Source organism: Ruegeria atlantica (assembly GCF_013033965.1).
Taxonomy (GTDB): Bacteria; Pseudomonadota; Alphaproteobacteria; order Rhodobacterales; family Rhodobacteraceae; genus Ruegeria; species Ruegeria atlantica_D.
Genome location: NZ_WQFE01000014.1, coordinates 22,859 through 43,915 on the forward strand (window position 1 = coordinate 22,859; position 21,057 = coordinate 43,915).

Consider the following 21,057-nt stretch of genomic DNA (forward strand, 5'->3'; position numbering starts at 1 on the left):
CATGGTTAAACAAAGATCAGATCTGATGCGCGGAATCACAATCACATATCGTTATGATGGCGACGAGGCAGAATGGCAGGAGGCTGTAAGCAGCTTCATCGCAGCCATCGACAACGACCCTGCAGCAGCAGGAAAATTCACCTATCAGGTCGCGGTGGCCGATGATGGTATATCCCGGTTTCACTGGGGGCGCTGGGACAGTGCCGAGACATTGGCCCATGTGCAATCGCAGCCCTATTTTCAGACCTTTGCACCCAAGGTGAAAGCATTTGCCGGCGATACGTTAAGCGCTGTTGGTCACGATATCACGCAGAAAAGCAGAGGGTGGTAGGGTTTGGTTTGCTCGCGCAAAATGCGCGATCAGAACGTCAAACCAGCATGGATCAGGATGCCAAGGACCATAAGCAGGTTCAGCACCATTGAGATGCCGTTGCCCACATAGATGGGCAGCTTGCCCACTATCAACCCGTAGGCAAACCACAGAAACGACAGCGCGGCATAAAGCGACCACGAGAGCAGAGACTGCCCGGTCGCGTGTTGGGAATGGGTGAAGTATAGTTTTATCAGTTGCGGTAGCGTCGCAAAGGGGCCGACAACGCCGATGAACACCATGAAGCCTTCGAACCGCTGCATCCAGTGGCCGAGATTCGAGTTTTCCAGTTTTTGAGCAAGCGTTTCAGCCACGCGAGCACCTCCTTGATGTTCGGCATCGTTGGAAGACCGGATCGCTGACAAAATAGTCTCTTTGGCCTGTCTGTCCAAGCCCTGGATGCTATTCGAGCCCGTCTTCTCCCAACAGGTGACGCCCTTGCCGGTCTTCCACCTCGATCACCCACAGATCGGGGTCGAAACTGCGTTGCCGGGTGATGGCATCGTCAACATCAGCCTCGGCACCGGATGAGAGTTCGACCCATTTGCGCTCACCGCTCATCAGATCAAAACTTCGCTGAAACGCGACGGCTTGCCCGTCCAGAGTGTTCAGTTTGACCAACACTGCTCCTGCCGTGTCGTCCCCATGGGACACGACAAAAGCCGGGATCTCCTGAAAACGAAGCCGCGCCAGATAGGCGTGTACCCAGAAGTCGGCCGTCAGTCGGGTCATGCGTTGCCGTCTTTGAAATCCAGACCCATTTCCGAGTAACGCTCGGATTCTTCCAGCCAGTTCGGGCGGACCTTGACCTGCAGGAACAGGTGGATTTTGCGGTCGAGAAACTCTTCCAATTCAGCCCGTGCGGCCTGGCTGACGGCTTTGATCGTTTCGCCACGCTTGCCCAGCACGATGCCTTTATGACCGTCGCGCATGACGTAGATCACCTGATCGATCTTGGCTGAACCGTCTTTGCGCTCTTCCCAGTTTTCGGTCTCGACCGTCAGCTGATAGGGCAATTCCTGATGCAGGCGCAGTGTCAGTTTCTCGCGCGTCATTTCGGCCGCAATCATGCGCAGAGGCAAATCAGCGATCTGATCCTCGGGATATAGCCACGGGCCTTCGGGCAGTTCCGACGCCAGCCATTTGCGCAGATCGTCAACGCCATAGCCCTTTTCCGCGGAAATCATGAAGGTTTCGGAAAACGGGTAGCGTGCGTTCAGGTCACTTGTCAGGGCCAGCAGCACCTCAGATTGGACCTTGTCGATCTTGTTGATCGCCAGCGCGATCTTCCGACCCTGCCCAATCTCTTCCAATCCTTCAAGTATGCGCTCGACCCCTTCGGTGATACCGCGATGCGCCTCGACCATCAGCACGACGACATCTGCATCCGCTGCCCCGCCCCAAGCGGCGGCAACCATAGCGCGGTCCAGACGACGGCGGGGTTTGAAAAGGCCCGGCGTGTCGACAAACACCAGCTGCGCATCGCCTTCCATCGCCACGCCGCGAATGCGGGCGCGGGTGGTTTGCACCTTATGCGTCACGATCGAGACCTTCGCCCCAACCATGCGGTTCAGCAGGGTGGATTTGCCCGCGTTGGGCTCTCCGATCAGGGCGATAAATCCGGCGCGTGTGGTCATGTGTCTGGCGATCCTGTTTGCAAGTGCGCACCCCTATAGCAGAAAGGCCGCGCGGGCCAGAGGGATTTGTCGCATTGCGGCCATGCAAAATCAGTGTCACGCCTGACCCATGCCACGCCAGATCCAGCCAGGCAACAATTCGGAATATGAGGCAAGACATGAAACGTCGCGAGTTTCTTCTGGGCAGCGGGGCCGCCGTCGGCGCGCTGGGTTTGGGCGGTTTCGGATTGGCGCAGAGCACGCCGGAGTTGACCATCCAACCGGCGAGCTTTGCCCTGCGAGATACGATGACGACCGGAATGGTCAGCCTGTCCCAAAACGCGCCGCCGCCGGTGTTACATGGCAAGCAGGGACAGACGATGCGGTTGCCGGTACGCAATACCCTGTCGGAATACACCGCGATGCACTGGCATGGGATGCGGATCGCCAACGAAATGGACGGAGTGCCTTACCTGACCCAGATGCCGCTGGGTGAAGGTGAGGTCTTCAACTATGAATTCACTCCGCCCGATGCCGGCACCTACTGGTATCACCCGCATTGCATGACGATGGAGCAGATGGCCCATGGCCTGACGGGCGTCATGGTGATTGCGGAACCCGAAGACCCAGGCTTTGACAGCGAACAGGTGATCAACCTGCGTGACTTCCGGCTGAATGACGATGGTTCGTTTCTGCCTGCCTATACCCAGCGTGGTGCCGCACGGGCCGGAACGTTTGGCAATGTCCACACTGCCAACTGGATACAGGGTCCTGTCTACGATCACGCCGCAGGCAGTCTGGTGCGGCTGCGAGTGGTGAATACGGACACAACGCGCATCTACAAACTGCATCTTCAGGGCGGCAATGCGCGGATCATCGCGTGGGACGGCCATCCGCTCGAGATGGACATCCCGATGCCCAGCGCCGAAGACCCGCTTCTTGTCGGACCCGGTCAGCGTGTAGATTTTGCGGTTGCAATGCCCCGCGACGAGGGGCGCAGCGTTGCCCTGATGGCCAAGCTGCCCGGTCAGCCGCACAAGCCCATGGCGCAGTTGCGCGCAATCGGATCATCAACGTCACGGGACCTGCAAGAGCTACGGCCACTTACGGCAAACCCCGTCGCCAAGCCCGATCTGAACAATGCCGAACTGCACGAGTTCGTATTTGGTTGGACGCCCGAGGGTGGTGAACCGAATAACGGGTTCTGCGGCTCGCTGGGATACAACTTCTGGTCAATCAACCGCAAACCCTGGCCCGGTGACGCGGCGCAGGGTGTCGGTCCGCTGGCGACGCTGGAGATGGGCAAAAGCTATGTCCTGCGACTGCGCAATGAGTCGCCAAACCTTCACCCGATCCACCTGCACGGGCTGGCCTTTGTGCCGGTGCGGTCGAACCTGCGCCGACTGCCGCCGCTGACGACCGACACCATGCTGTTGTTGAAGGATGAAGTGGTCGAGATCGCGCTGGTTGCCGACAATCCGGGCGATTGGGCGTTCCATTGCCACGTCATCGAACATCAAAAGACCGGGCTGACGGGATTTATCCGGGTGGTGTAAGGGGCGGCTGGAGCGCCCCTCCGATATTCAGGCTTGTTGACGCTCGATCAAGCGCAGGACAGCGACCATGACGATCCCGTAAAGGACGTGGCCGATCAGAGCAACCCATGTGATCGCAGAGAAGTTCAAGAACGTTGGCAAACCGGACAAGGTGGTGATCCCGCCCAGTGCAAAGACCCAAAGGCCAAACCCGTAGATGGCCGAGGCGGCAAACATATGGTCAGATCCAAGAACCCCAATCCAGATCGGCTTGAAAATAAGAAACCATCCCATCGGATAGGCAATCAGACCCACAAGATAGAAATGCACGAAGAAGCCAAGGAAAGCATTGCTGGGCAAGCCAAGACTGGACAGAAGGCTTTGGGCCAGCCCTTCGGGCGACAGGTTAGCCCAACCGATGCCGGGGCTGACAACCTGGCCCCAAAAATCGAAGGCGATCGTGGCGATGAAGCCAGCGATGAAAAGAAAGCCGATATTCACGGTGGTCAGTTTTGCGCTTTGCATTGGAATGCCTCAAATCATTGTATCTGCTTCGCTTTGAACCTTTGCTCATAAGTAGGCGCCAAAGCGGATGAGTTTCAGATACGAACAAGCCCTGAGGTCTGCCATAGACTTCAAGCGAGATTGAGAATTGTGACAATTACAGACTGCGGAGCGTTGCTATTTCAACTGGTCCAGCAGTGCCTTCGCAGCGGTTTGTTCCGCCTGACGTTTCGACCCCGCCGTCGCCTGGGCTTCGGTCCCGTCCTGCAACCGAGCCGCAATGGTAAACACCGGGGCGTGGTCAGGGCCGCTGCGTTTGACCTCGACGTAAGCGGGCGGTTTTTGCCCGCGCGCCTGCGCCCATTCCTGAAGCGATGTTTTGGCGTCGCGCGCATCCGCCTCGACGTTGTGGACGCGATCCCCCCACAGTCGCAGGATGACGTCGCGTGCGGCTTCGAACCCCGCATCTCGATAGATAGCGGCGATCACCGCCTCCATCGCGTCACCCAGCAGAGCCTGCTTGCGGCGGCCGCCCGACAACATCTCGGACCGGCCAAGTTTCAGGACAGCGCCAAGATCAATCTGCCGAGCTACATCAGCGCAGGCTTCTTTGCGGACTAACGCATTGAATCTCGGCGCAAGCTGCCCTTCTGACGCTTTCTTGTCGGCCTCCAGCAGCGCGGTGGCCATGACAAGGCCCAGAACCCGGTCACCCAGAAACTCCAGCCGTTGATTGTCAGGACGTGTCGTAGACGACACCGACCCGTGAGTCAGTGCTCGCACCAGTAATTCGGGCTGAGCGAATTCGTATCCAAGCCGTTGCTGGAACGCCTTTATCTCGGACGAAAGCTTCAATTGACCGCCTTGAAGAAGCGATCCCCGCGCCAGGTCCAGAAGAAAAGCATCGACCGGCCAGCAGATGAGAACAGGATGCGATCCGCCCGCCCGATCAGGTCCTCGTAGGGCACATAACCGACCCCGCCTGCGGATTGCGGCAAGCGGCTGTCGCTGGAATTGTCGCGGTTGTCACCCATGAAGAAGTAATGCCCCTCGGGAACCGTATAGATACCGGTATTGTCCGCTGCCTGATTGCCGATATTCAGCACTTCGTAGGACACACCATTTGGCAGGGTTTCGATCATACGCGACTTTTCGCAGACACCACCAAAGCCGACAGGGCCATTTTCGCAGCGCGGTCGCAGACCTTGCGAGCCTTGCGGTTCCGCAACTTCGGTGAATACGCCATCAGGCTGCTGCGGCACCGGCGTGCCGTTCAGGATGATCTGGCCGTCGCGCACCTGAATGCGGTCCCCGGGCAGGCCGATCAGACGCTTGATATAATCGCGGCCACTTACCGGATGGCGAAAAACGATGACGTCACCACGTTCGGGGTCGCCGCCCCAGATACGGGTGTTTTCACCGCTTTGCATCCATCCGCAGAGATCTGCGGCGTCAACGTTCAGGCCGACGCTTGGGATGATCAGACTGGGGCATGACGCGTAGGAATAGCCGTAAGACATTTTGTTGACGAACAGGAAATCGCCGATCAACAAAGTGGGCTTCATCGAACCCGACGGAATCCAGAACGGCTGAAACAGGATCGTGCGGAACACGCCCGCGATCAGCAGGGCATATACGATGGTCTTGATCGTCTCCCACACGGCATTTCCTGTTTTGGCTTCCTCGGCCATACTTCTCTCCGGTCGTTAGGTTGTTGGGGTGCTACATGCGGGTCGGGTGGGGGCAAGTCAAGGCTGCGCGGGCGCATCGTGAAGCGGGCGCGCCTCGATCACCACGAATGCCTGTGCCCAGGGGTGATCGTCCGTCAGAGTGACGTGGATAATCGCCTCATGCCCCCCGGGCGTCATCTCTTTCAGCCGATCTGCCGCCCACCCGGTGACATGCATCACTGGTTGCCCCGTGCGCAGATTGCTCACCGACATATCTTTCCAGGCGATGCCCATAGCCAGACCGGTGCCCAGCGCCTTGGAGCACGCCTCTTTCGCGGCCCAGCGTTTGGCATAGGTGCCCGCTGTATCGGCACGTCGTTCGGCTTTGCCCTGTTCGATTTCGGTAAAAACACGGTTGCGGAACCGGTCGCCGAACCGGTCGAGCGTGCCCTGAATGCGTTCAATATTTGCGAGATCTGTGCCAATGCCGAGGATCATTGCGTGCTCCGTTCCTGAAGCTCCAGATCAAACACCAATATCCCTGCCGCCCCGCCGGTGCACAGCCGAACCAGACGAGTTCCCAATGCCTTATGCTGAGGGTTCTCTGCATATTGGCGCAAAGCTGATGCGTCCTTAAAATCCAAGGTGAAGCCATACGGGTAGTCGGGGGACTTGGCCTCAAAATCCCGGTTGGGACCACATACAAAACCCGAGCATCCCGACAATTGTTCCGCAACGTCCCGCAGCCCGGCCATCACATCCGACAGCTGCGACGGATCATACCCGGCGGCAAGGTTCAACATCACACAATGACGGATCATCCCTGCGCCTCCTTTGTCACGACAATCGAACAGTCAGGATCTTGTAGCTAGCCAATCCGAAGAATCCGGCAAACGCAAAATCGAACCAGCGGCGTGCACGACGATAGGTGCGGACCATGCGTTCGGAAGAAAACAGAAAGGCGTAGCCGATGAAGACCATCAACGACCCTGCATAGAGCATCCCGAAATAGCCCAGAAGCATCAACAGGCTGGCATTGCTGGGGGCGACGATTGCGTAGATCGACCCCCAACTCAGGATCGCCTTTGGGTTGGTCAGGTGGATGGCCGCGCCCTTTGCAAAAATTGTGCGCGGCGAGCCTGTCACCGGGTTGCCGATAGCAACCTCATCAGACGTCATTGCGCGTCGCAGCGCTTTGAACGCCAACCAGCCCAGATAAGCCACCCCGACATAGCGGATCACCTCGAACACCCAGACATTTGCAAGCATGATTGCTGAAAGACCCAGCGCTGCTGCTATGCCCCAAGCAGCCGAGCCTGCGCAGATTCCCAACGCAAACATCAAGCCCGCGCGGCGACCTTCGTTCATTGCGGTTCCGGCAATGCCCATTGTTGCTGGCCCCGGAGAGCCCCCGGCCATCAGCCAGGCAAACCAGATGGCTACAAAGCCAGGTGTAATCATCCCCGCGCCTCGTCCATTAGACGCCGCATCTCGGCAATAGCCGGAGTGAGCCCGCGAAAGATGGCCTCGCCAATAAGGAAGTGACCGATGTTCAGCTCGCGCACTTCGGGGAATGCAGCAATCGGTTGCACAGTGTCATAGGTCAGCCCATGCCCCGCATGCACCTCAAGGCCCAGGGAGTACGCAAATGCGGACATCTCGCGCAGCGCTTCCAATTCGCGGTTGGCTGCGTCCACGTGACCATCGGCTACGGCATCGCAATAAGCGCCGGTGTGCAGCTCTATCACTTCGGCACCGATCCGATGCGCCGCCTCGATCTGGCGCTGATCAGCAGCGATAAAGATCGACACACGGCATCCTGCATCGCGCAGCGGTGCAATGAAGTGGGCCAGCTTGTTTTCCTCGCGCGCGACTTCCAGCCCGCCCTCGGTTGTGCGTTCTTCGCGCTTTTCGGGAACGATGCAGACTGCGTGCGGTTTGTGGCGCAGAGCGATTTTCTGCATCTCGGGCGTTGCGGCCATCTCAAAGTTCAGCGGCACCGACAAGACCTCCATCAGCCCGTCAATATCCGCGTCCGAGATATGGCGGCGGTCTTCGCGAAGATGTGCGGTGATACCGTCAGCCCCGGCTTCTTCGGCCAGCTTGGCCGCCCGCAGCGGATCGGGATACGCACCGCCACGCGCATTACGTACTGTGGCCACGTGGTCGATATTCACGCCAAGACGCAATTGGTTGTCAGACATCGCTCGAATCCTTCTTAAGCCCTTGCTTTGAACCTAGGGTATTCGTCAGTGGAACGGCAGGTTTTGTTTCCGCCAAGCGTTTGATTTCGTCAAACTTTGCCTTAATCTTGTCGCGCCGGCGTTGCTGATACGTGCGGATCAGCGGCAAGCTGAGATAAGAGCAGATTACACCCGCAAGAATGCCAGGAAGAATACCACCGATCATGTAGGGAAAGAACACTTCGTTGTAGAAGATACTGAGCCCGTGCCAGTCTGCGACACGGTCGGTAAACATCGCGATGAAGTTGTTCTTCAGATCGCCCATTGCATCTGCGAACTTGCCCATCAGCCCATGCGTGTCGCCCTTGTGGAACTTGGTTCCCAGCAGGAAATGCCCGGTCTGCAGGCAGACCACGCCGATAGGTACATAGGTGAGTGGGTTACCAAAGAATGTTCCGCTTAGCGCGGCCAGAATGTTGCCGTTCAGCAGGCGCGCCAACACAGCGGCGACCACGAAATGCAATCCATAAAACGGAGTGAACGAGGCAAAGACACCCGCCCCGATGCCGCGCGCAATGCGCTCGGGCGAATCCGGCAATCTGCGAACACGGTGCTTGACGTAGTGAAAGGCGCGCGTCCATCCACCACGGGGATAGACGAGTTCAGACGCGATCTGGACAGGCGAGCGTCGATCTCGGCGCTTAAAAACCACTCCTGATCACCCCTTCTTAGCCAGCCGCAACTGCGGTTTTGGTCCTGTCCCGATAGCGTTCAACTGCGGCGACATCGCTTTCGGCCTCAAGCATCAGCATCAGCGAATGCAACTGTTCCAGATCCCGCAATTCTACACTGACCAAAAGGCGATAAAAATCGGGTTTGCGGTCGACAAATTCCAGGTTCGAGATATTGGCCTTCTTCTCGCCAATCAACGTGCAAATGCGCCCCAGCACCCCAGCATCATTGCCAATAGTGACATCCAGCGTGGCTCCGTAAACCGCCGGATGTGTCCCAGAATGCCAATGCAGATCGACCCAGCGGTCAGGTTCGCTCTCGAACTCGGAGAGGCGGTCGCAGTCGATTGCATGCACCACAACGCCCTTACCGCGATAGGTGATGCCGACGATGCGTTCTCCCGGCAGGGGTTGGCAGCATGGCGCGCGGTCAAACTTCTGACCCGGTTCCAGTCCAATCACCGCGCGGCGCGGAGAAATAGCGTCTCCTTCATCTTGCGTCAGTTCGGGATAAACGGCGCTAACCACATCATGCGCCGTCAACTCGGCACTTCCGAGACGCGCCAGTAATTCGTGACGGTCCTTCAGACGCAGGTGTTTTGCGGCCGTATCCAACGCCTTGTCGGTAGCCTTACGGCCGACATGTTCGAACCCGGAACGCGCCAGTTCCTTACCCAACTTAATAAATCGTTCGCGGTCGACCTCGCGCAAAGCGCGGCGTATGGCTGTGCGGGCTTTGCCCGTGACCGCAATCTCAAGCCAGGTGACCTGAGGCGTCTGGCCATCAGCGGTGATAACATCCACCGACTGACCGTTCTTGATCCGCGTCCACAAAGGCACGCGGATACCGTCCACCTTTGCGCCCACGCAGGCGTGGCCAATACGGGTATGGATGGCATAAGCAAAATCAATTGGCGTAGCCCCGCGCGGCAGTTTGACCACGTCGCCTTTGGGCGTAAAGCAGAACACCTGGTCCGAATACATTTCCAGCTTGACCGCTTCAAGGAAATCTTCGTGATCCTCTTCGCTGTCGAACTGTTCGGTCAGGTTTGCAATCCACTTGGCCGGATCAACGGCAAATGGGTTTTCCGAGCGGACGCCGTCGCGGTACGACCAATGTGCTGCAACGCCGGTTTCCGCCACATCATGCATCTGGCGGGTGCGGATCTGAACCTCGACCCGTTTCCCGTCACGACCCGACACAGTGGTGTGGATCGAGCGGTATCCGTTGGACTTCGGCTGGCTGATGTAGTCCTTGAACCGCCCGGGCACCGCGCGCCAGCGCTGGTGGATCGCACCGAGCGTCCGATAGCAGTCTTCTTCGGACCGGGTAATGATGCGAAAGCCGTAGATGTCGGACAGGCGCGAAAAGCCCTGATCCTTTTCCTGCATCTTGCGCCAGATCGAATAAGGTTTCTTGGCGCGGCCAAACACCTCGGCTTCGATGCCCGCCTTCTCCAACTCGTGCCGCATGTCGCCGGTGATCCGGTGGATCACATCGCCGGTTTCGCGCTGCAGCGTGATGAAACGGCGGATAATCGACTGGCGGCCTTCGGGGTTCAGAACGCGGAACGCAAGGTCTTCCAGTTCCTCACGCATCCATTGCATACCCATCCGGCCCGCAAGCGGCGCGTAGATATCCATCGTCTCGCGCGCCTTTTGCACCTGTTTCTCAGGCCGCATCGCCTTGATCGTGCGCATGTTGTGCAGACGGTCGGCGAGCTTGACCAGAATGACCCGCAGGTCCTTGGACATCGCCATGAAAAGCTTGCGAAAGTTCTCGGCCTGTTTGGTTTCACGGCTCGACAGCTGCAGGTTGGTCAGCTTGGTGACGCCATCGACCAGCTTGGCGACTTCTTCCCCGAACAGCTCGGATACTTTGCCGTAATTAGCCTTGGTATCCTCGATTGTGTCGTGCAGCAGCGCGGTAATAATCGTCGCATCATCCAGACGTTGTTCGGTCAGGATGGCGGCAACGGCAACTGGGTGGGTAAAATAGGGTTCGCCGGAATGTCGGAACTGACCATCATGCATCTGCTTGCCGAACTCATAGGCCCGGGCGATGCGGTCAGCATTTGTCTTTGGGTTGTAGTTGCGGACCAGCGCAATCAGGTCGTCTGCAGAAATCATCCGGTCCGCACCTTCATCTTTGGGGATTACCCCTGGCCTTGAGCCTCCATCAGAGCGCGCAACAGCTTCTCTTCCGACATGTCGTCATCGGCAGGCTTGTCCGATTCCGCACCCATCAGCAGAGCCATCTGATCTTCTTCCGGCTCATCAACCTCGATCTGGGTCTGGTTGGCCTCGATCAGGCGCTCGCGCAGCTCGTCGGCGCTTTGGGTTTCGTCTGCAATCTCGCGCAGCGACACCACAGGGTTCTTGTCGTTGTCACGGTCCACGGTGATCCCTGCACCAGCGGAAATCTCGCGCGCACGATGGGCGGCAAGCATAACCAGTTCGAACCGGTTTGGTACCTTGTCTACGCAATCTTCAACCGTCACGCGGGCCATTGGGCGCTCTCCGTTACTGAATCCAAGTCAGGAAGGGGTTTATCTAAGGGCGAATCCCTGCCTTGACAAGCAGGAAATGCTGCAAATGCACCGATCACGCAGCCTTGACCGCCGCAATATCCGCCGCCGACAGGTTAGCAAGCATTTCGGCCACTGTCTGGCCCAGTACGGGATGGCGCCAGTCCGGGGCAACGTCGGCCATCGGAACAAGGACGAATGCGCGATCCTGCAGGCGTGGATGTGGCAAAATCAGCTGTTCCGGCGCAACTTTGGTCTGCTCGTCTGGCGACAATGTCAGCCACCGGTCGTATTCAGCGCGATCCGGCAGAACTACTTCGTCATAGCACACCAAATCCAGATCCAACGTCCGCATACCCCATCGCTGAACTCTTTCGCGGCCAAACTGATGCTCGATCTGGTGAAGAAGATTCAACAATTCGGTCGGTGTCCTGTCCGTTTCGATCAATGCCGCCGCGTTCACGTAGTCAGGCCCGGCACCGGCCGGAAAACACGGTGTCTCGAAAAAGCGACTGACGGCGCGAATCACCACCCCGTGACGCACAATCGCGTCAAGAGCCCCTTGAAGTGTCACCTTGGGGCTCAAACCTCTCAATTTGAGATTTGCGCCCAGTGCGATAACAGCTTTTGACGATGTTTTGTTCATCATACTCCCTATATTCGGCGAATTGCATGCTTGCGATACGTCCGAAATGGCCTAATTATAGGAATACCAGCGCGCCGCTTATTTCCAATACCCACTCACGTAACACTCCGGCGCTCTGTATTATACCGGAAGGACCTATTTATGTTCTATAAAGACGAACGGCTAGCGCTGTTCATCGACGGCTCGAATCTTTATGCAGCCGCAAAAGCACTGGGGTTTGACATCGACTACAAATTGCTGCGCCAGGAGTTCATGCGCCGCGGCAAGATGCTTCGGGCTTTTTACTACACAGCGCTATTGGAAAACGACGAGTATTCGCCGATCCGTCCCCTGGTTGACTGGCTGCACTACAACGGCTTCACCATGGTGACAAAACCGGCCAAGGAATACACCGACAGCATGGGGCGTCGGAAAGTCAAAGGAAACATGGACATCGAACTGACTGTCGACGCCATGGAATTGGCTCCGCGCGTGGATCATATCGTGCTGTTTTCGGGCGATGGAGATTTCCGTCCGCTGATTGCCAGCCTGCAGCGTCAGGGTGTCCGCGTTTCGGTGGTTTCGACCATCCGCAGCCAGCCGCCGATGATCTCGGACGAGCTGCGCCGCCAGGCCGACAACTTTATCGAACTTGAAGACCTGCGCGACGTGATCGGGCGGCCCCCGCGGGAAATGCCGATGGAGCCACGCAGCGTCGCTGCGGGTGGTCAGTAATATCGGGCTGTTTTCTGGCCCCGGGGGGACGAAATTGGCGCGGTCAGGTTTTGTTAACCTGGCCGCGCTTCTTTAACTAAGGACAGGTTATGAAACACCGACTGGCTAGCAGTGTTTCATGTCAGATCAATGACAACGTCCTGTCTGGACCATGGCCGGGAAAAGACCTACCTGTGACTTATGGAGACCAAGACATGACCAAGCCGCCCCTCACTCTTTACCTCGCCGCACCGCGCGGGTTCTGCGCCGGTGTCGACCGGGCGATCAAGATTGTCGAAATGGCGCTGCAAAAATGGGGTGCTCCGGTCTATGTGCGGCACGAAATCGTGCACAACAAGTTTGTGGTCGATGGCCTGCGCGAAAAGGGTGCGGTTTTTGTCGAGGAACTGGATGAGTGTCCTGACGACCGACCCGTTATTTTTTCCGCGCATGGCGTACCGAAATCCGTCCCTGCGTCGGCGGCTCAGCGTGAGATGATCTATGTCGATGCCACCTGCCCGCTGGTCTCCAAGGTCCATGTCGAGGCACAGCGCCATGCCGAAGCGGGGTTGCAGATGATCATGATCGGGCACAAGGGCCATCCGGAAACCGTCGGCACCATGGGCCAGTTGCCTGATGGCGAAGTGCTGCTGGTTGAAACTGTCAGTGACGTGGCTGCAGTTCAGGTGCGCAATCCCGAAAAGCTGGCCTTTGTCACTCAGACCACACTTTCGGTCGATGACACCAAGGATATTATTGCAGCGCTTCAAGCACGGTTCCCGGCCATCGTCGGCCCGCACAAAGAAGACATCTGTTATGCCACTACCAACCGGCAAGAGGCCGTCAAGGCCGTAGCGCCCAAATCGGATGCTCTGCTTGTGGTGGGCGCTCCAAACTCGTCGAACTCACGCCGTCTGGTCGAGGTTGCCGCGCGCGCCGGATGCAACTATGCCCAACTCGTACAGCGTGCGGGTGATATTGACTGGCGGGCGCTGGAAGGCATCTCAACCATCGCGATCACCGCTGGCGCATCCGCACCCGAAGTTCTGGTGAATGAAGTGATTGACGCATTCAACGCACACTATGACGTGACGGTCGAACTGGTCGAAACCGCCGTTGAAAACGTTGAATTCAAAGTGCCCCGCGTTCTGAGGCAAGCCGGATGAGAGGTATCCCCAAGGCTCCGCTTTTCCTTGGGCTGGTGGGGCTGATCCCGTTTGTTTGGGGTGCTCTGACCTACCTGAGTAGCGACCTGCAGGACTGGGGCCGACAGGAACTTGGATCACGCTTTGTCGGACCATATGTTCAGCTGTTCTACGGCTCGGTGATCCTTAGCTTCATGTCTGGCGTTCTGTGGGGGTTCGCCACCAAGACATCGGGCAGCAAGGCGGCAACTTGCTATGCGCTGTCGGTCCTTCCGGCGCTGTGGGCCTTCTTCATGACCGGCGGCGGGCCCGTCGAGGCGGGCATCAACCTGATGTATGGCTTCGCCGGTCTATTGATGCTGGACGCGATGTTTACCTATTGGCGGTTGACCCCGACATGGTGGCTGAGGCTACGTGTTTTGCTGACCGTCATCGTCTTGTTATGCCTTGCCGTAGGAGTGTATCTGTGACCGACCGCAAGACAATTGACGCCTACACCACGCGCGTGGCCGAGTACCTCAGCGTCCCCTTGCCGCCTGAACAGATCGAAGCCCGTATGGCCTTTGCCGAGGCGGTTGTGCCGGGAGGCTATGTGCTGGACCTCGGCTCAGGCCCCGGGGCGGACAGTATGTTCTTCCTGCGCGAAGGGCTGCGGGTTCGGGCATTGGACGCGACGCCGGCTTTTGTGGATCACGCGCGCGAAAACGGCGTGGATGCGCATCTTGGCACATTTGATGATGTGACCGAAACGGCCGAGTATGACGGCATCTATGCCAGCTTTTCGCTGCTGCATGCCCCGCGCGAGGATTTCCCGCGCCATTTGGCGGCCATTCACCGGGCGTTGAAGCCCGAGGGTGCCTTTTTTCTCGGCCTGAAGCTGGGAACAGGTGAACACCGCGACGGCATTGATCGCTATTACACCTATTTCTCACAGACCGAGATCGAAGAGGCGCTGGCCGAGGCAGGGTTCACAATCGACCGGATCACAACCGGTGTGGGTAAAGGTCTGGCCGGGTCTTATGACGGGTTTATTCTGGTGATCGCCCATGCCTGATTTGTTTGCTTATACCGACGGTGCCTGTTCGGGCAATCCCGGCCCGGGCGGTTGGGGCGTGCTGATGCGTGCGATGGACGGCGAAAAGATCCTGAAAGAACGCGAGCTGAACGGCGGCGAGGCCGAGACCACCAACAACCGCATGGAATTGCTAGCCGCGATCAGCGCGCTTGAAACGCTGGAGCGACCCTCAAAGATCACTGTGGTGACCGACAGTGCCTATGTGAAGAATGGCGTGACCGGCTGGATATTCGGCTGGAAGCGCAACGGTTGGAAGACTTCGAACAAGAAACCGGTCAAGAATGTCGATCTGTGGCAACGACTGGACGAGGCACAGGCGCGCCATGATGTGACCTGGGAATGGGTCAAAGGTCATGCAGGCCACCCCGAAAACGAAAAAGCCGATGAGCTGGCGCGCGCGGGCATGGCCCCTTTCAAGCCAAAGAAGGCGCAGGCGTGAGCGGTCTTGCACTGCTCGATTATGCCTCGGTTTTGGTTTTCGCTCTTACGGGCGCTTTGGTAGCCAGCCGGGCGCAGCTTGATCTGGTAGGATTTGCCTTTATCGCCTGCTTGACAGCCGTGGGTGGCGGCACGGTCCGCGACCTGCTGCTGGACCGGCATCCGGTGTTCTGGGTCGGCCAGCCAGACTACATCCTGATAGCCGCTGCGGCAGCCGTTCTCGTGTTTTTCACCGCTCATTTGGTTGAAAGCCGATATAATCTGCTGGTCTGGCTGGACAGTTTCGCCCTTTCCATTGCCGTGGCTGCGGGCACAGGCGCAGCCCTGTCGCTGAACCAATCCAGCGTAATCGTAGTTCTGATGGGCGTCACCACGGGCTGCCTGGGCGGCCTGATGCGCGACGTGGTCTGCAACGAGGTCCCGCTGGTTCTCAAACAGGGCGAGCTCTACGTCTCTTGCGCGTTTATCGGGGCTTTTGCCGCCGTGATCGCGACCCGTCTTGGATTGGACGAGTTGCCCACCTTGGCCGCCTGCGCTCTGATCTGCTGGTCGCTGCGGGCGGGATCGCTGGTATTTGGCTGGCGGCTTCCGGTATACAAAGCACGCCCGCCAAGGCAGTAAACGGGTGCAAAAAGCGCGGTCAGCACTTCCTCCACCACAGATGTGAGATCTGAAATGAAATCAACTCTTCTCTTGATTGTCCCCTCATTGGTTCTTCTTGGTGCGTGTGCAGAGCAATACGACCCTGTCAGCTTCGTGGCGCAAGGAGACGAAATTATTGTTTCAGGGGCTATTGATCACACGACACTCAGCGCATTTGAGGAAATCACTGCGGCAAACCCCGGGATCAAGACACTTGTTCTGCAGAACATCGAAGGCTCGGTCGATGATGATGCCAATGTAGTTTTCAGCCGCGTTGTACGGGCCGAAGGGTTCGACACAGTGGTACCCTCAGACGGTTTGGTCGCCTCAGGCGGCACCGATCTGTTTCTGGCGGGCAATCGGCGCACTCTGGAACCTGGCGCATGTGTCGGGGTCCATAGCTGGGGTGGCGGCGGATATGTCGCGGCCAACCTGCCCGAAGACCACCCGGAGCATGATCGCTATCTCAACTATTTCGAGGATATTGGTGTCGACCCGGCCTTTTACTGGTTCACTCTTGATGCCGCCCCCGAAGATGGCATGCACTGGATGTCGGCAGAGGAAGCAAATCGATTCAATTTGGCAACGCGCAAGTCGAAATCGCTGGGATCAACCGTGATTTGCGAGGAGCGTTAGCCGCCATCAACGCCGCAGATATGTTTGCCATATCCAGATCACCAGAAGCGCACCCAGAACTGCACCGACAAAGCCAGACAGCCAGCCGGCGACGGTGATCAGGGCTCGCAACAGGAACCCACCCACCAGCGCACCGATGATACCGATCAGCATGGTCGTGGGAATGTTGGCTTCGATCCGCATCAGACGGGTGGCCAGAAACCCTGCAGCGGCTCCGATGACGATCAGGGCGATGACAGGCACGTCACTTCCTCCAATGGGTTGGCACGATGATCAGCGCACCGATGGATGAAATTACGGCGTTCAGACCCGGCGGGCCAAAGCTGATACCGAACATAATACGTACAAAATAGAATAGAAATGCTCCGCCAACACAGATGATGATGGATGGCAAATATCCGTTGTGCGTAAAGCCAGTCTTTTCAGACAGGTAGCCAACAATCCCGGCGATCACGACGGTGCCCATCAAGACCATGAACATATGGCGCTACTCCGAAAACAGGCGGCTACCAGCCGGGATCGGCCAGCCCCGCAGAAAGGTTTCCTTATCCTGCGCGCCTTTACCCGCCCGTTGCAAGCGCAACAAATCAACGGCACCCTCGCCACAAGCCACTGTCAAAGCATCGTCCAGAACTTCGCCGGGAACACCTTGCCCCTCGGCCAGACGCGACGCCAGCAGTTTCACGCGGTTCCCGTCAATCTCTGTCCAGGCACCGGGGAATGGGGACAGCCCGCGGATTTGCCGATCAACCTCAATCGCAGGTTGGAACCAGTCGATCCGCGCCTCGGATTTATCGATCTTGGCGGCATAGGTAACACCAATTTCGGGTTGGGGTTCCGGCTTCAAATCCGACAGGTCGCGAAGCGCCTCAACGATCAGTTTAGCCCCCATCAGCGACAGGCGGTCATGCAATTGGTCAGTTGTTTCCTCGATCCCGATATCCGTCGCCTCGCGTAACAGGACCGGGCCGGTGTCCAACCCGGCCTCCATTTGCATGATGCAAATACCGGTTTGCGCGTCGCCGGACATGATTGCGCGATGAATCGGGGCCGCCCCGCGCCAGCGCGGCAGCAGGCTGGCGTGGATATTCAGACAACCCTGCTTTGGCGCGTCCAGAATGGGTTGCGGAAGGATCAGGCCATAGGCCACCACGACGGCAACATCCGCATTCAGCGCCTCAAAGGCATCCTGTTCTTCAGTCGACTTCAAAGAGACCGGGTGGCGGACGGTCAGACCCAACGACGCGGCCCTTGCGTGAACCGGCGTCGGGCGATCTTTTTTACCGCGCCCAGCCGGCCGCGGAGGCTGACAGTATACAGCGACGATCTCATGCCCCGCCTCGACCAGCGCATCCAATACCGGAACCGAAAAGTCGGGCGTACCCATGAAAACAACGCGCATCTTTACCCCTGCTTTTTGGCTTTGCGCAGCAGCATGTCCCGTTTGACCTTGCTGAGCCGATCAAAATACATCTTCCCGTTCAGATGGTCGATCTGGTGCTGCACACTGGTGGCCTCAATCCCTACAAAGTCGCGGCGATCCACCATGCCCTGTTCATTCAGGAACTTTACCGTCACAGCACGCGGACGTTTCACCGTGGCCGAGACACCGGGCAGATTTGGGCTGGCCTCGTCATGTTCGCGCAGTTCGATCGAGCTGTGGAGGATTTCCGGGTTGGCCAGACGCACCGCCTTGCCACGCTCGGTCGAACCATCCACCACAGCCAGCCGCAACATGACCCCGATCTGCGGTGCGGCAAGGCCGACACCGGGCATCGCCTCCATCGTGTCGATCATGTCGTCCCAGATCGCACGGATTTCGTCGGTAATCTCTGCAACGTCCTCGACCTTGGTCCGCAGGCGTTTGTCAGGCCATGGCAGGCAGGTGCGAACGGTCATGCGCGGGCCTGCTCGCGTTTCAGTTTCTGCATTTTGCGCGTAATCATCTGGCGCTTCAACGGCTTCAGATAGTCGATGAACAGCTTGCCATTCAGGTGATCAATCTCATGCTGAACACAGGTCGCCCAAAGGCCGTCGAATGTTTCCTGCTGCAAGTTGCCATCCCGGTCCATCCACGTGACGTCAACCACCTTGGGGCGGGTCACTTCGGCAAATTGCTCGGGGATTGACAGGCAACCTTCCTCATAGACACTGGTCTCATCGGACGAGGCGATGACCTCGGGGTTGAACATGATCAGCGGACGGGGCGCTTCGCCTTCTTCCTTAACGCAGTCCAGCACGATCAATCGGTCAAGCACACCAATTTGGGGCGCGGCGAGGCCAACGCCGGGCGCATCATACATCGTCTCCAGCATGTCATCGGCCAGCTTGCGCAGCTCGTCCGTAAGGTCTGCAACAGGTGCACAGACCTTTTTCAGGCGGGGATCGGGATGGATCAGGATATTGCGTTTCATGGGGTTGATTTAGGCCATCCCGCCCCCCGCCGCAACGCCCCCCTTGCACCTGCCGGAATTGTGGCTAGCTTTCGTCTCGACAGATGGAGAAGACATGACTTTCAACGACCTGATCGACCGCCGGGGAACCAACAGTTCAAAATGGGACAAGATGGAACAGCTCTACGGCGTAGCGCCGCAGGACGGGCTGGCCATGTGGACGGCGGATTCCGATTACCCGACAGCACCTTGCGTGATTGATGCGGTTCGCAAAGCGGCCGATCACGGGGTCTTTGGATATTCGTGGATGCACCCGGACTATCTGGCATCGGTCCAGTGGTGGATGAAGAACCGCCACAACTGGGACATCGACACCGATTGGGTGCTGACCTCACAGGGGCTGGGCAATGCAATTGCCCTTTGTCTGGATGTCTGGAGCGAACCGGATGACGGGGTCGTTATCTTTAGCCCCGTCTATCATGAGTTTGCGCACAAGGTGAACAAATCGGGCCGCCGTGTGGTGGAATGCCCGCTGGTGCGGCAGGGCGACACGTATGGCCTGGATCTAGAAGATGCCCAATCGCGTCTGGACGGTTCGGAAAAGCTGTTGTTGTGGTGCTCGCCGCAAAACCCCTCGGGCCGCGTGTGGACACCGGATGAACTGCGCGCCGTGGCCGCATTCGCCGAACGCAACGGGTTGATATTGGTCTCGGACGAGATCCACCACGATCTGGTTTATCCCGGAAATACGTTTGTGCCGATGGATGTGGCTGATCCGGACGCACGGCCATGGACCGTATCCCTGACAGCGGCGTCCAAGACGTTCAATATCGCGGGCCAGCGCACAGGCAACATGATCATCCCGGATCCTAAGCTGCGCGCAGCCATGCGCCACCGTATTCAGACGCTGGACTATGATCCCAGCGCGCTGGGTGTGGCAATGATCACCGCCGCCTATTCACCTGAAGGCGCCGCATGGGTCGATGAGCAGGTCGCGCACCTTGCAGGCAACCGCAAGGTCTTTGACACAGCTATCGCCGAGATCCCCGGATTATGGTCCATGCCCCTGCAGGCGACGTATCTGGCCTGGGTCGATTTCTCGGGCACCGGTATGAATCATGACGAGTTTGTTCGGCGACTGCGCGAAGACGCAAAGATCGCCACGTCCGCAGGCCCCGGTTTCGGCGCAGGTGGTGAGACTTTCGAACGGTTTAACCTGGCCACTCAACGCTCGCGGGTCGAAGAAGCGTGCAACCGGCTCAAACAGGCGTTTGCCGATCTGCAGTAACGCGTGCGGCGTGTCGCAATCATATTACTGCTTGTTGTTCTGACGGCTTCGGCGTGGTTCGGGTGGCATCGTTTTGGCCCGCGCCCACCTACCCCGCCCATGGCCCCCGAAGCCACGCAGATTGATCACATCCTGATCGAAAAATCCGCCCGCCGACTGACCGCAACGTTGGACGGCGCAGTCATTTTGCAGGCGGATGTGGCGCTGGGATTCGAACCCATTGGAGACAAACAACAGGAAGGTGACGGCAAAACACCGGTCGGGATTTTCAAGATTGATCGTCGAAATCCGCAGAGCGCCTTTTACCTGTCACTGGGGATCAGTTATCCCTTGCCGGAAGATATCGATCGCGCCCGGGCTCAAGGTGTCGATCCGGGCGGTGATATCTTCATCCACGGCCAGCCAAATGGTGTCACAGGCCTCAGCCTGCCCGGAGACTGGACCGCTGGCTGTATTGCGATTTCGAATTCCGAGATGGCCCGTCTCTGGAGCCTTACGCCAAATGGCGTGGTCGTGGAAATTCGCCCTTAGTCCTCATGCCCCAGAAGAGCAATCGGCGCATCCGGCGCGCGGTAGAAGTCCAGCGGAGCCTTGTCGGCGGCAGCGGTGCTGCGCTTGAACTCGTACCGCATCTCGCCCGCTTCATCTTCGTCCGCGATGATAAGGCACTGGTACAGGTGATTGGCACCATCGTAGATATCCACAAGTCCGCGCAGTTGCGGCGTAGTTTCGGCCTCAACTGTAAAACCATCTTTCCACAATCGAAGAATTTTGTAGCTATTGTCGCCAATTTCGACGCGCAGGCGGCTGGTCTTTTTCAGACCCGCGATTCGAGCCGCGTCTAGTTCGGCAGTAATTTCCTTTGAAACATATGTACTCATAAAAATTTCCCCCGGCAGAGTACTCTATTGTGATGCGAAAACTGTAAAAATCCAGTGAACCTGATCACAGTCCGTTGCGGGAA

General features: G+C 58.1%; 31 protein-coding genes. 11 read left to right on the top strand and 20 right to left on the bottom strand.

Annotated features, from left to right (window positions below; all coding sequences use genetic code 11):
* The first annotated feature begins 25 nt into the window (after positions 1-25).
* The gene (locus GOW16_RS20095) at positions 26-331 is read left to right on the top strand and encodes a hypothetical protein (RefSeq protein WP_170418984.1); all 306 of its coding nucleotides are present in this window, start codon (positions 26-28) and stop codon (positions 329-331) included.
* A gap of 29 nt (positions 332-360) precedes the next feature.
* On the opposite strand, the gene GOW16_RS20100 is transcribed toward GOW16_RS20095, so the two are convergent.
* The 3 genes from GOW16_RS20100 to era form a co-directional block, all read right to left on the bottom strand.
* The gene (locus GOW16_RS20100; protein ID WP_170418986.1) at positions 361-684 is read right to left on the bottom strand and encodes a SemiSWEET transporter; all 324 of its coding nucleotides are present in this window, start codon (positions 682-684) and stop codon (positions 361-363) included.
* An 88-nt stretch (positions 685-772) separates the two neighbouring features.
* Positions 773-1,102: a DUF1491 family protein gene (locus tag GOW16_RS20105; RefSeq protein ID WP_170418988.1), complete on the bottom strand. Its 330-nt coding sequence runs from the start codon at positions 1,100-1,102 to the stop codon at positions 773-775.
* Complete coding sequence (era, locus tag GOW16_RS20110) at positions 1,099-2,007, bottom strand: GTPase Era (protein WP_170418990.1); 909 nt, start codon at positions 2,005-2,007, stop codon at positions 1,099-1,101. The genes GOW16_RS20105 and era overlap by 4 nt, the downstream gene beginning before the upstream one ends.
* Positions 2,008-2,165: 158 nt before the next feature.
* Here era and GOW16_RS20115 point away from each other — a divergent pair, with 158 nt between their 5' ends.
* Positions 2,166-3,542 carry a multicopper oxidase family protein gene (locus tag GOW16_RS20115; protein WP_170418992.1) on the top strand — a complete coding sequence of 459 codons (1,377 nt, stop codon included), beginning with the start codon at positions 2,166-2,168 and terminating at the stop codon, positions 3,540-3,542.
* Positions 3,543-3,569: 27 nt separating this feature from the next.
* Here the strand turns inward: GOW16_RS20115 and GOW16_RS20120 are convergent, their stop codons facing one another.
* The 11 genes from GOW16_RS20120 to folK all read right to left on the bottom strand — a co-directional run bounded on the left by GOW16_RS20120 (position 3,570) and on the right by folK (position 11,783).
* Positions 3,570-4,046: a hypothetical protein gene (locus GOW16_RS20120; RefSeq protein ID WP_170418995.1), complete on the bottom strand. Its 477-nt coding sequence runs from the start codon at positions 4,044-4,046 to the stop codon at positions 3,570-3,572.
* A 156-nt stretch (positions 4,047-4,202) separates the two neighbouring features.
* The gene (gene rnc / locus GOW16_RS20125; protein WP_170418997.1) at positions 4,203-4,880 is read right to left on the bottom strand and encodes a ribonuclease III; all 678 of its coding nucleotides are present in this window, start codon (positions 4,878-4,880) and stop codon (positions 4,203-4,205) included.
* Positions 4,877-5,716: a signal peptidase I gene (lepB, locus tag GOW16_RS20130; protein WP_170418999.1), complete on the bottom strand. Its 840-nt coding sequence runs from the start codon at positions 5,714-5,716 to the stop codon at positions 4,877-4,879. Before lepB ends, rnc begins: the two co-directional genes overlap by 4 nt.
* A 57-nt stretch (positions 5,717-5,773) precedes the next feature.
* The gene (gene acpS / locus GOW16_RS20135; RefSeq protein WP_170419002.1) at positions 5,774-6,193 is read right to left on the bottom strand and encodes a holo-ACP synthase; all 420 of its coding nucleotides are present in this window, start codon (positions 6,191-6,193) and stop codon (positions 5,774-5,776) included.
* Positions 6,190-6,516 (bottom strand): Dabb family protein, encoded by a 327-nt coding sequence (locus tag GOW16_RS20140; RefSeq protein ID WP_170419004.1) that lies wholly within the window; start codon positions 6,514-6,516, stop codon positions 6,190-6,192. The genes acpS and GOW16_RS20140 overlap by 4 nt, the downstream gene beginning before the upstream one ends.
* Before the next feature lie 16 nt (positions 6,517-6,532).
* Positions 6,533-7,156 carry a LysE family translocator gene (locus GOW16_RS20145; RefSeq protein ID WP_170419006.1) on the bottom strand — a complete coding sequence of 208 codons (624 nt, stop codon included), beginning with the start codon at positions 7,154-7,156 and terminating at the stop codon, positions 6,533-6,535.
* Positions 7,153-7,899: a pyridoxine 5'-phosphate synthase gene (locus tag GOW16_RS20150; protein ID WP_170419008.1), complete on the bottom strand. Its 747-nt coding sequence runs from the start codon at positions 7,897-7,899 to the stop codon at positions 7,153-7,155. The genes GOW16_RS20145 and GOW16_RS20150 overlap by 4 nt, the downstream gene beginning before the upstream one ends.
* Entirely contained in the window at positions 7,892-8,590 is a 699-nt protein-coding gene (locus GOW16_RS20155; RefSeq protein WP_170419010.1) for a DUF2062 domain-containing protein, read from the bottom strand. The genes GOW16_RS20150 and GOW16_RS20155 overlap by 8 nt, the downstream gene beginning before the upstream one ends.
* 16 nt (positions 8,591-8,606) lie before the next feature.
* A complete protein-coding gene (locus tag GOW16_RS20160; protein ID WP_170419012.1) occupies positions 8,607-10,739 on the bottom strand; it encodes a RelA/SpoT family protein in 2,133 nt (710 codons plus the stop codon).
* 26 nt (positions 10,740-10,765) lie between these two features.
* Positions 10,766-11,119 (bottom strand): DNA-directed RNA polymerase subunit omega, encoded by a 354-nt coding sequence (gene rpoZ / locus GOW16_RS20165; RefSeq protein WP_170419014.1) that lies wholly within the window; start codon positions 11,117-11,119, stop codon positions 10,766-10,768.
* Between the two features lie 94 nt (positions 11,120-11,213).
* A complete protein-coding gene (gene folK / locus GOW16_RS20170) occupies positions 11,214-11,783 on the bottom strand; it encodes a 2-amino-4-hydroxy-6-hydroxymethyldihydropteridine diphosphokinase (protein WP_170419016.1) in 570 nt (189 codons plus the stop codon).
* 141 nt (positions 11,784-11,924) lie between these two features.
* Between folK and GOW16_RS20175 the strand changes: the two genes are divergently transcribed.
* The 7 genes from GOW16_RS20175 to GOW16_RS20205 all read left to right on the top strand — a co-directional run bounded on the left by GOW16_RS20175 (position 11,925) and on the right by GOW16_RS20205 (position 16,412).
* On the top strand, positions 11,925-12,497 hold the full coding sequence (locus tag GOW16_RS20175) for a LabA-like NYN domain-containing protein (protein WP_058278950.1): 573 nt from the start codon (positions 11,925-11,927) through the stop codon (positions 12,495-12,497).
* A gap of 194 nt (positions 12,498-12,691) precedes the next feature.
* Entirely contained in the window at positions 12,692-13,642 is a 951-nt protein-coding gene (gene ispH, locus GOW16_RS20180) for a 4-hydroxy-3-methylbut-2-enyl diphosphate reductase (RefSeq protein WP_170419018.1), read from the top strand.
* Complete coding sequence (locus GOW16_RS20185) at positions 13,639-14,091, top strand: DUF3429 domain-containing protein (RefSeq protein WP_170419020.1); 453 nt, start codon at positions 13,639-13,641, stop codon at positions 14,089-14,091. Before ispH ends, GOW16_RS20185 begins: the two co-directional genes overlap by 4 nt.
* Positions 14,088-14,675 (top strand): class I SAM-dependent methyltransferase, encoded by a 588-nt coding sequence (locus tag GOW16_RS20190; RefSeq protein WP_368039944.1) that lies wholly within the window; start codon positions 14,088-14,090, stop codon positions 14,673-14,675. Before GOW16_RS20185 ends, GOW16_RS20190 begins: the two co-directional genes overlap by 4 nt.
* Positions 14,668-15,135 (top strand): ribonuclease HI, encoded by a 468-nt coding sequence (gene rnhA / locus GOW16_RS20195; RefSeq protein WP_170419024.1) that lies wholly within the window; start codon positions 14,668-14,670, stop codon positions 15,133-15,135. The genes GOW16_RS20190 and rnhA overlap by 8 nt, the downstream gene beginning before the upstream one ends.
* Complete coding sequence (locus tag GOW16_RS20200) at positions 15,132-15,755, top strand: trimeric intracellular cation channel family protein (protein WP_170419026.1); 624 nt, start codon at positions 15,132-15,134, stop codon at positions 15,753-15,755. The genes rnhA and GOW16_RS20200 overlap by 4 nt, the downstream gene beginning before the upstream one ends.
* Positions 15,756-15,809: 54 nt before the next feature.
* Positions 15,810-16,412, top strand: a complete 603-nt coding sequence (locus GOW16_RS20205) for an alpha/beta hydrolase (protein ID WP_170419028.1) — start codon at positions 15,810-15,812, stop codon at positions 16,410-16,412.
* 6 nt (positions 16,413-16,418) lie between these two features.
* Here GOW16_RS20205 and GOW16_RS20210 read toward each other — a convergent pair whose 3' ends face one another.
* Genes GOW16_RS20210 through def (GOW16_RS20230) form a run of 5 tightly spaced genes read right to left on the bottom strand, consistent with a single transcriptional unit; the run spans position 16,419 to position 18,826 of the window.
* Complete coding sequence (locus GOW16_RS20210) at positions 16,419-16,655, bottom strand: GlsB/YeaQ/YmgE family stress response membrane protein (protein ID WP_170419030.1); 237 nt, start codon at positions 16,653-16,655, stop codon at positions 16,419-16,421.
* 1 nt (position 16,656) lies between these two features.
* Entirely contained in the window at positions 16,657-16,893 is a 237-nt protein-coding gene (locus tag GOW16_RS20215) for a hypothetical protein (protein WP_170328331.1), read from the bottom strand.
* 6 nt (positions 16,894-16,899) lie between these two features.
* A complete protein-coding gene (gene fmt / locus GOW16_RS20220; RefSeq protein ID WP_170419032.1) occupies positions 16,900-17,814 on the bottom strand; it encodes a methionyl-tRNA formyltransferase in 915 nt (304 codons plus the stop codon).
* Between the two features lie 2 nt (positions 17,815-17,816).
* Entirely contained in the window at positions 17,817-18,311 is a 495-nt protein-coding gene (gene def, locus GOW16_RS20225; protein ID WP_170419034.1) for a peptide deformylase, read from the bottom strand.
* Positions 18,308-18,826, bottom strand: a complete 519-nt coding sequence (gene def, locus GOW16_RS20230) for a peptide deformylase (RefSeq protein WP_170419036.1) — start codon at positions 18,824-18,826, stop codon at positions 18,308-18,310. Before def (GOW16_RS20230) ends, def (GOW16_RS20225) begins: the two co-directional genes overlap by 4 nt.
* Before the next feature lie 94 nt (positions 18,827-18,920).
* Between def (GOW16_RS20230) and GOW16_RS20235 the strand changes: the two genes are divergently transcribed.
* Together GOW16_RS20235 and GOW16_RS20240 are read left to right on the top strand one after the other, a co-directional pair.
* Positions 18,921-20,093 carry a MalY/PatB family protein gene (locus tag GOW16_RS20235; RefSeq protein ID WP_170419038.1) on the top strand — a complete coding sequence of 391 codons (1,173 nt, stop codon included), beginning with the start codon at positions 18,921-18,923 and terminating at the stop codon, positions 20,091-20,093.
* Between the two features lie 3 nt (positions 20,094-20,096).
* Positions 20,097-20,624, top strand: a complete 528-nt coding sequence (locus tag GOW16_RS20240) for a murein L,D-transpeptidase family protein (protein ID WP_368039945.1) — start codon at positions 20,097-20,099, stop codon at positions 20,622-20,624.
* Here the strand turns inward: GOW16_RS20240 and GOW16_RS20245 are convergent.
* Complete coding sequence (locus GOW16_RS20245) at positions 20,621-20,974, bottom strand: hypothetical protein (RefSeq protein WP_170419040.1); 354 nt, start codon at positions 20,972-20,974, stop codon at positions 20,621-20,623. The two genes, GOW16_RS20240 and GOW16_RS20245, sit on opposite strands and share 4 nt — an antisense overlap.
* Between the last annotated feature and the right edge of the window lie 83 nt (positions 20,975-21,057).

Excerpts from the sequence above, each read along its gene's own strand:
- GOW16_RS20095 (WP_170418984.1), top strand. The coding sequence starts at position 26 with ATGCGCGGAATCACAATCACATATCGTTATGATGGCGACGAGGCAGAA.
- GOW16_RS20105 (WP_170418988.1), bottom strand. The coding sequence starts at position 1,102 with ATGACCCGACTGACGGCCGACTTCTGGGTACACGCCTATCTGGCGCGG.
- era (WP_170418990.1), bottom strand. The coding sequence starts at position 2,007 with ATGACCACACGCGCCGGATTTATCGCCCTGATCGGAGAGCCCAACGCG.
- GOW16_RS20115 (WP_170418992.1), top strand. The coding sequence starts at position 2,166 with ATGAAACGTCGCGAGTTTCTTCTGGGCAGCGGGGCCGCCGTCGGCGCG.
- GOW16_RS20120 (WP_170418995.1), bottom strand. The coding sequence starts at position 4,046 with ATGCAAAGCGCAAAACTGACCACCGTGAATATCGGCTTTCTTTTCATC.
- lepB (WP_170418999.1), bottom strand. The coding sequence starts at position 5,716 with ATGGCCGAGGAAGCCAAAACAGGAAATGCCGTGTGGGAGACGATCAAG.
- acpS (WP_170419002.1), bottom strand. The coding sequence starts at position 6,193 with ATGATCCTCGGCATTGGCACAGATCTCGCAAATATTGAACGCATTCAG.
- GOW16_RS20140 (WP_170419004.1), bottom strand. The coding sequence starts at position 6,516 with ATGATCCGTCATTGTGTGATGTTGAACCTTGCCGCCGGGTATGATCCG.
- GOW16_RS20145 (WP_170419006.1), bottom strand. The coding sequence starts at position 7,156 with ATGATTACACCTGGCTTTGTAGCCATCTGGTTTGCCTGGCTGATGGCC.
- GOW16_RS20150 (WP_170419008.1), bottom strand. The coding sequence starts at position 7,899 with ATGTCTGACAACCAATTGCGTCTTGGCGTGAATATCGACCACGTGGCC.
- GOW16_RS20160 (WP_170419012.1), bottom strand. The coding sequence starts at position 10,739 with ATGATTTCTGCAGACGACCTGATTGCGCTGGTCCGCAACTACAACCCA.
- rpoZ (WP_170419014.1), bottom strand. The coding sequence starts at position 11,119 with ATGGCCCGCGTGACGGTTGAAGATTGCGTAGACAAGGTACCAAACCGG.
- folK (WP_170419016.1), bottom strand. The coding sequence starts at position 11,783 with ATGAACAAAACATCGTCAAAAGCTGTTATCGCACTGGGCGCAAATCTC.
- GOW16_RS20175 (WP_058278950.1), top strand. The coding sequence starts at position 11,925 with ATGTTCTATAAAGACGAACGGCTAGCGCTGTTCATCGACGGCTCGAAT.
- ispH (WP_170419018.1), top strand. The coding sequence starts at position 12,692 with ATGACCAAGCCGCCCCTCACTCTTTACCTCGCCGCACCGCGCGGGTTC.
- GOW16_RS20185 (WP_170419020.1), top strand. The coding sequence starts at position 13,639 with ATGAGAGGTATCCCCAAGGCTCCGCTTTTCCTTGGGCTGGTGGGGCTG.
- rnhA (WP_170419024.1), top strand. The coding sequence starts at position 14,668 with ATGCCTGATTTGTTTGCTTATACCGACGGTGCCTGTTCGGGCAATCCC.
- GOW16_RS20205 (WP_170419028.1), top strand. The coding sequence starts at position 15,810 with ATGAAATCAACTCTTCTCTTGATTGTCCCCTCATTGGTTCTTCTTGGT.
- GOW16_RS20215 (WP_170328331.1), bottom strand. The coding sequence starts at position 16,893 with ATGTTCATGGTCTTGATGGGCACCGTCGTGATCGCCGGGATTGTTGGC.
- fmt (WP_170419032.1), bottom strand. The coding sequence starts at position 17,814 with ATGCGCGTTGTTTTCATGGGTACGCCCGACTTTTCGGTTCCGGTATTG.
- def (WP_170419034.1), bottom strand. The coding sequence starts at position 18,311 with ATGACCGTTCGCACCTGCCTGCCATGGCCTGACAAACGCCTGCGGACC.
- def (WP_170419036.1), bottom strand. The coding sequence starts at position 18,826 with ATGAAACGCAATATCCTGATCCATCCCGATCCCCGCCTGAAAAAGGTC.
- GOW16_RS20235 (WP_170419038.1), top strand. The coding sequence starts at position 18,921 with ATGACTTTCAACGACCTGATCGACCGCCGGGGAACCAACAGTTCAAAA.
- GOW16_RS20245 (WP_170419040.1), bottom strand. The coding sequence starts at position 20,974 with ATGAGTACATATGTTTCAAAGGAAATTACTGCCGAACTAGACGCGGCT.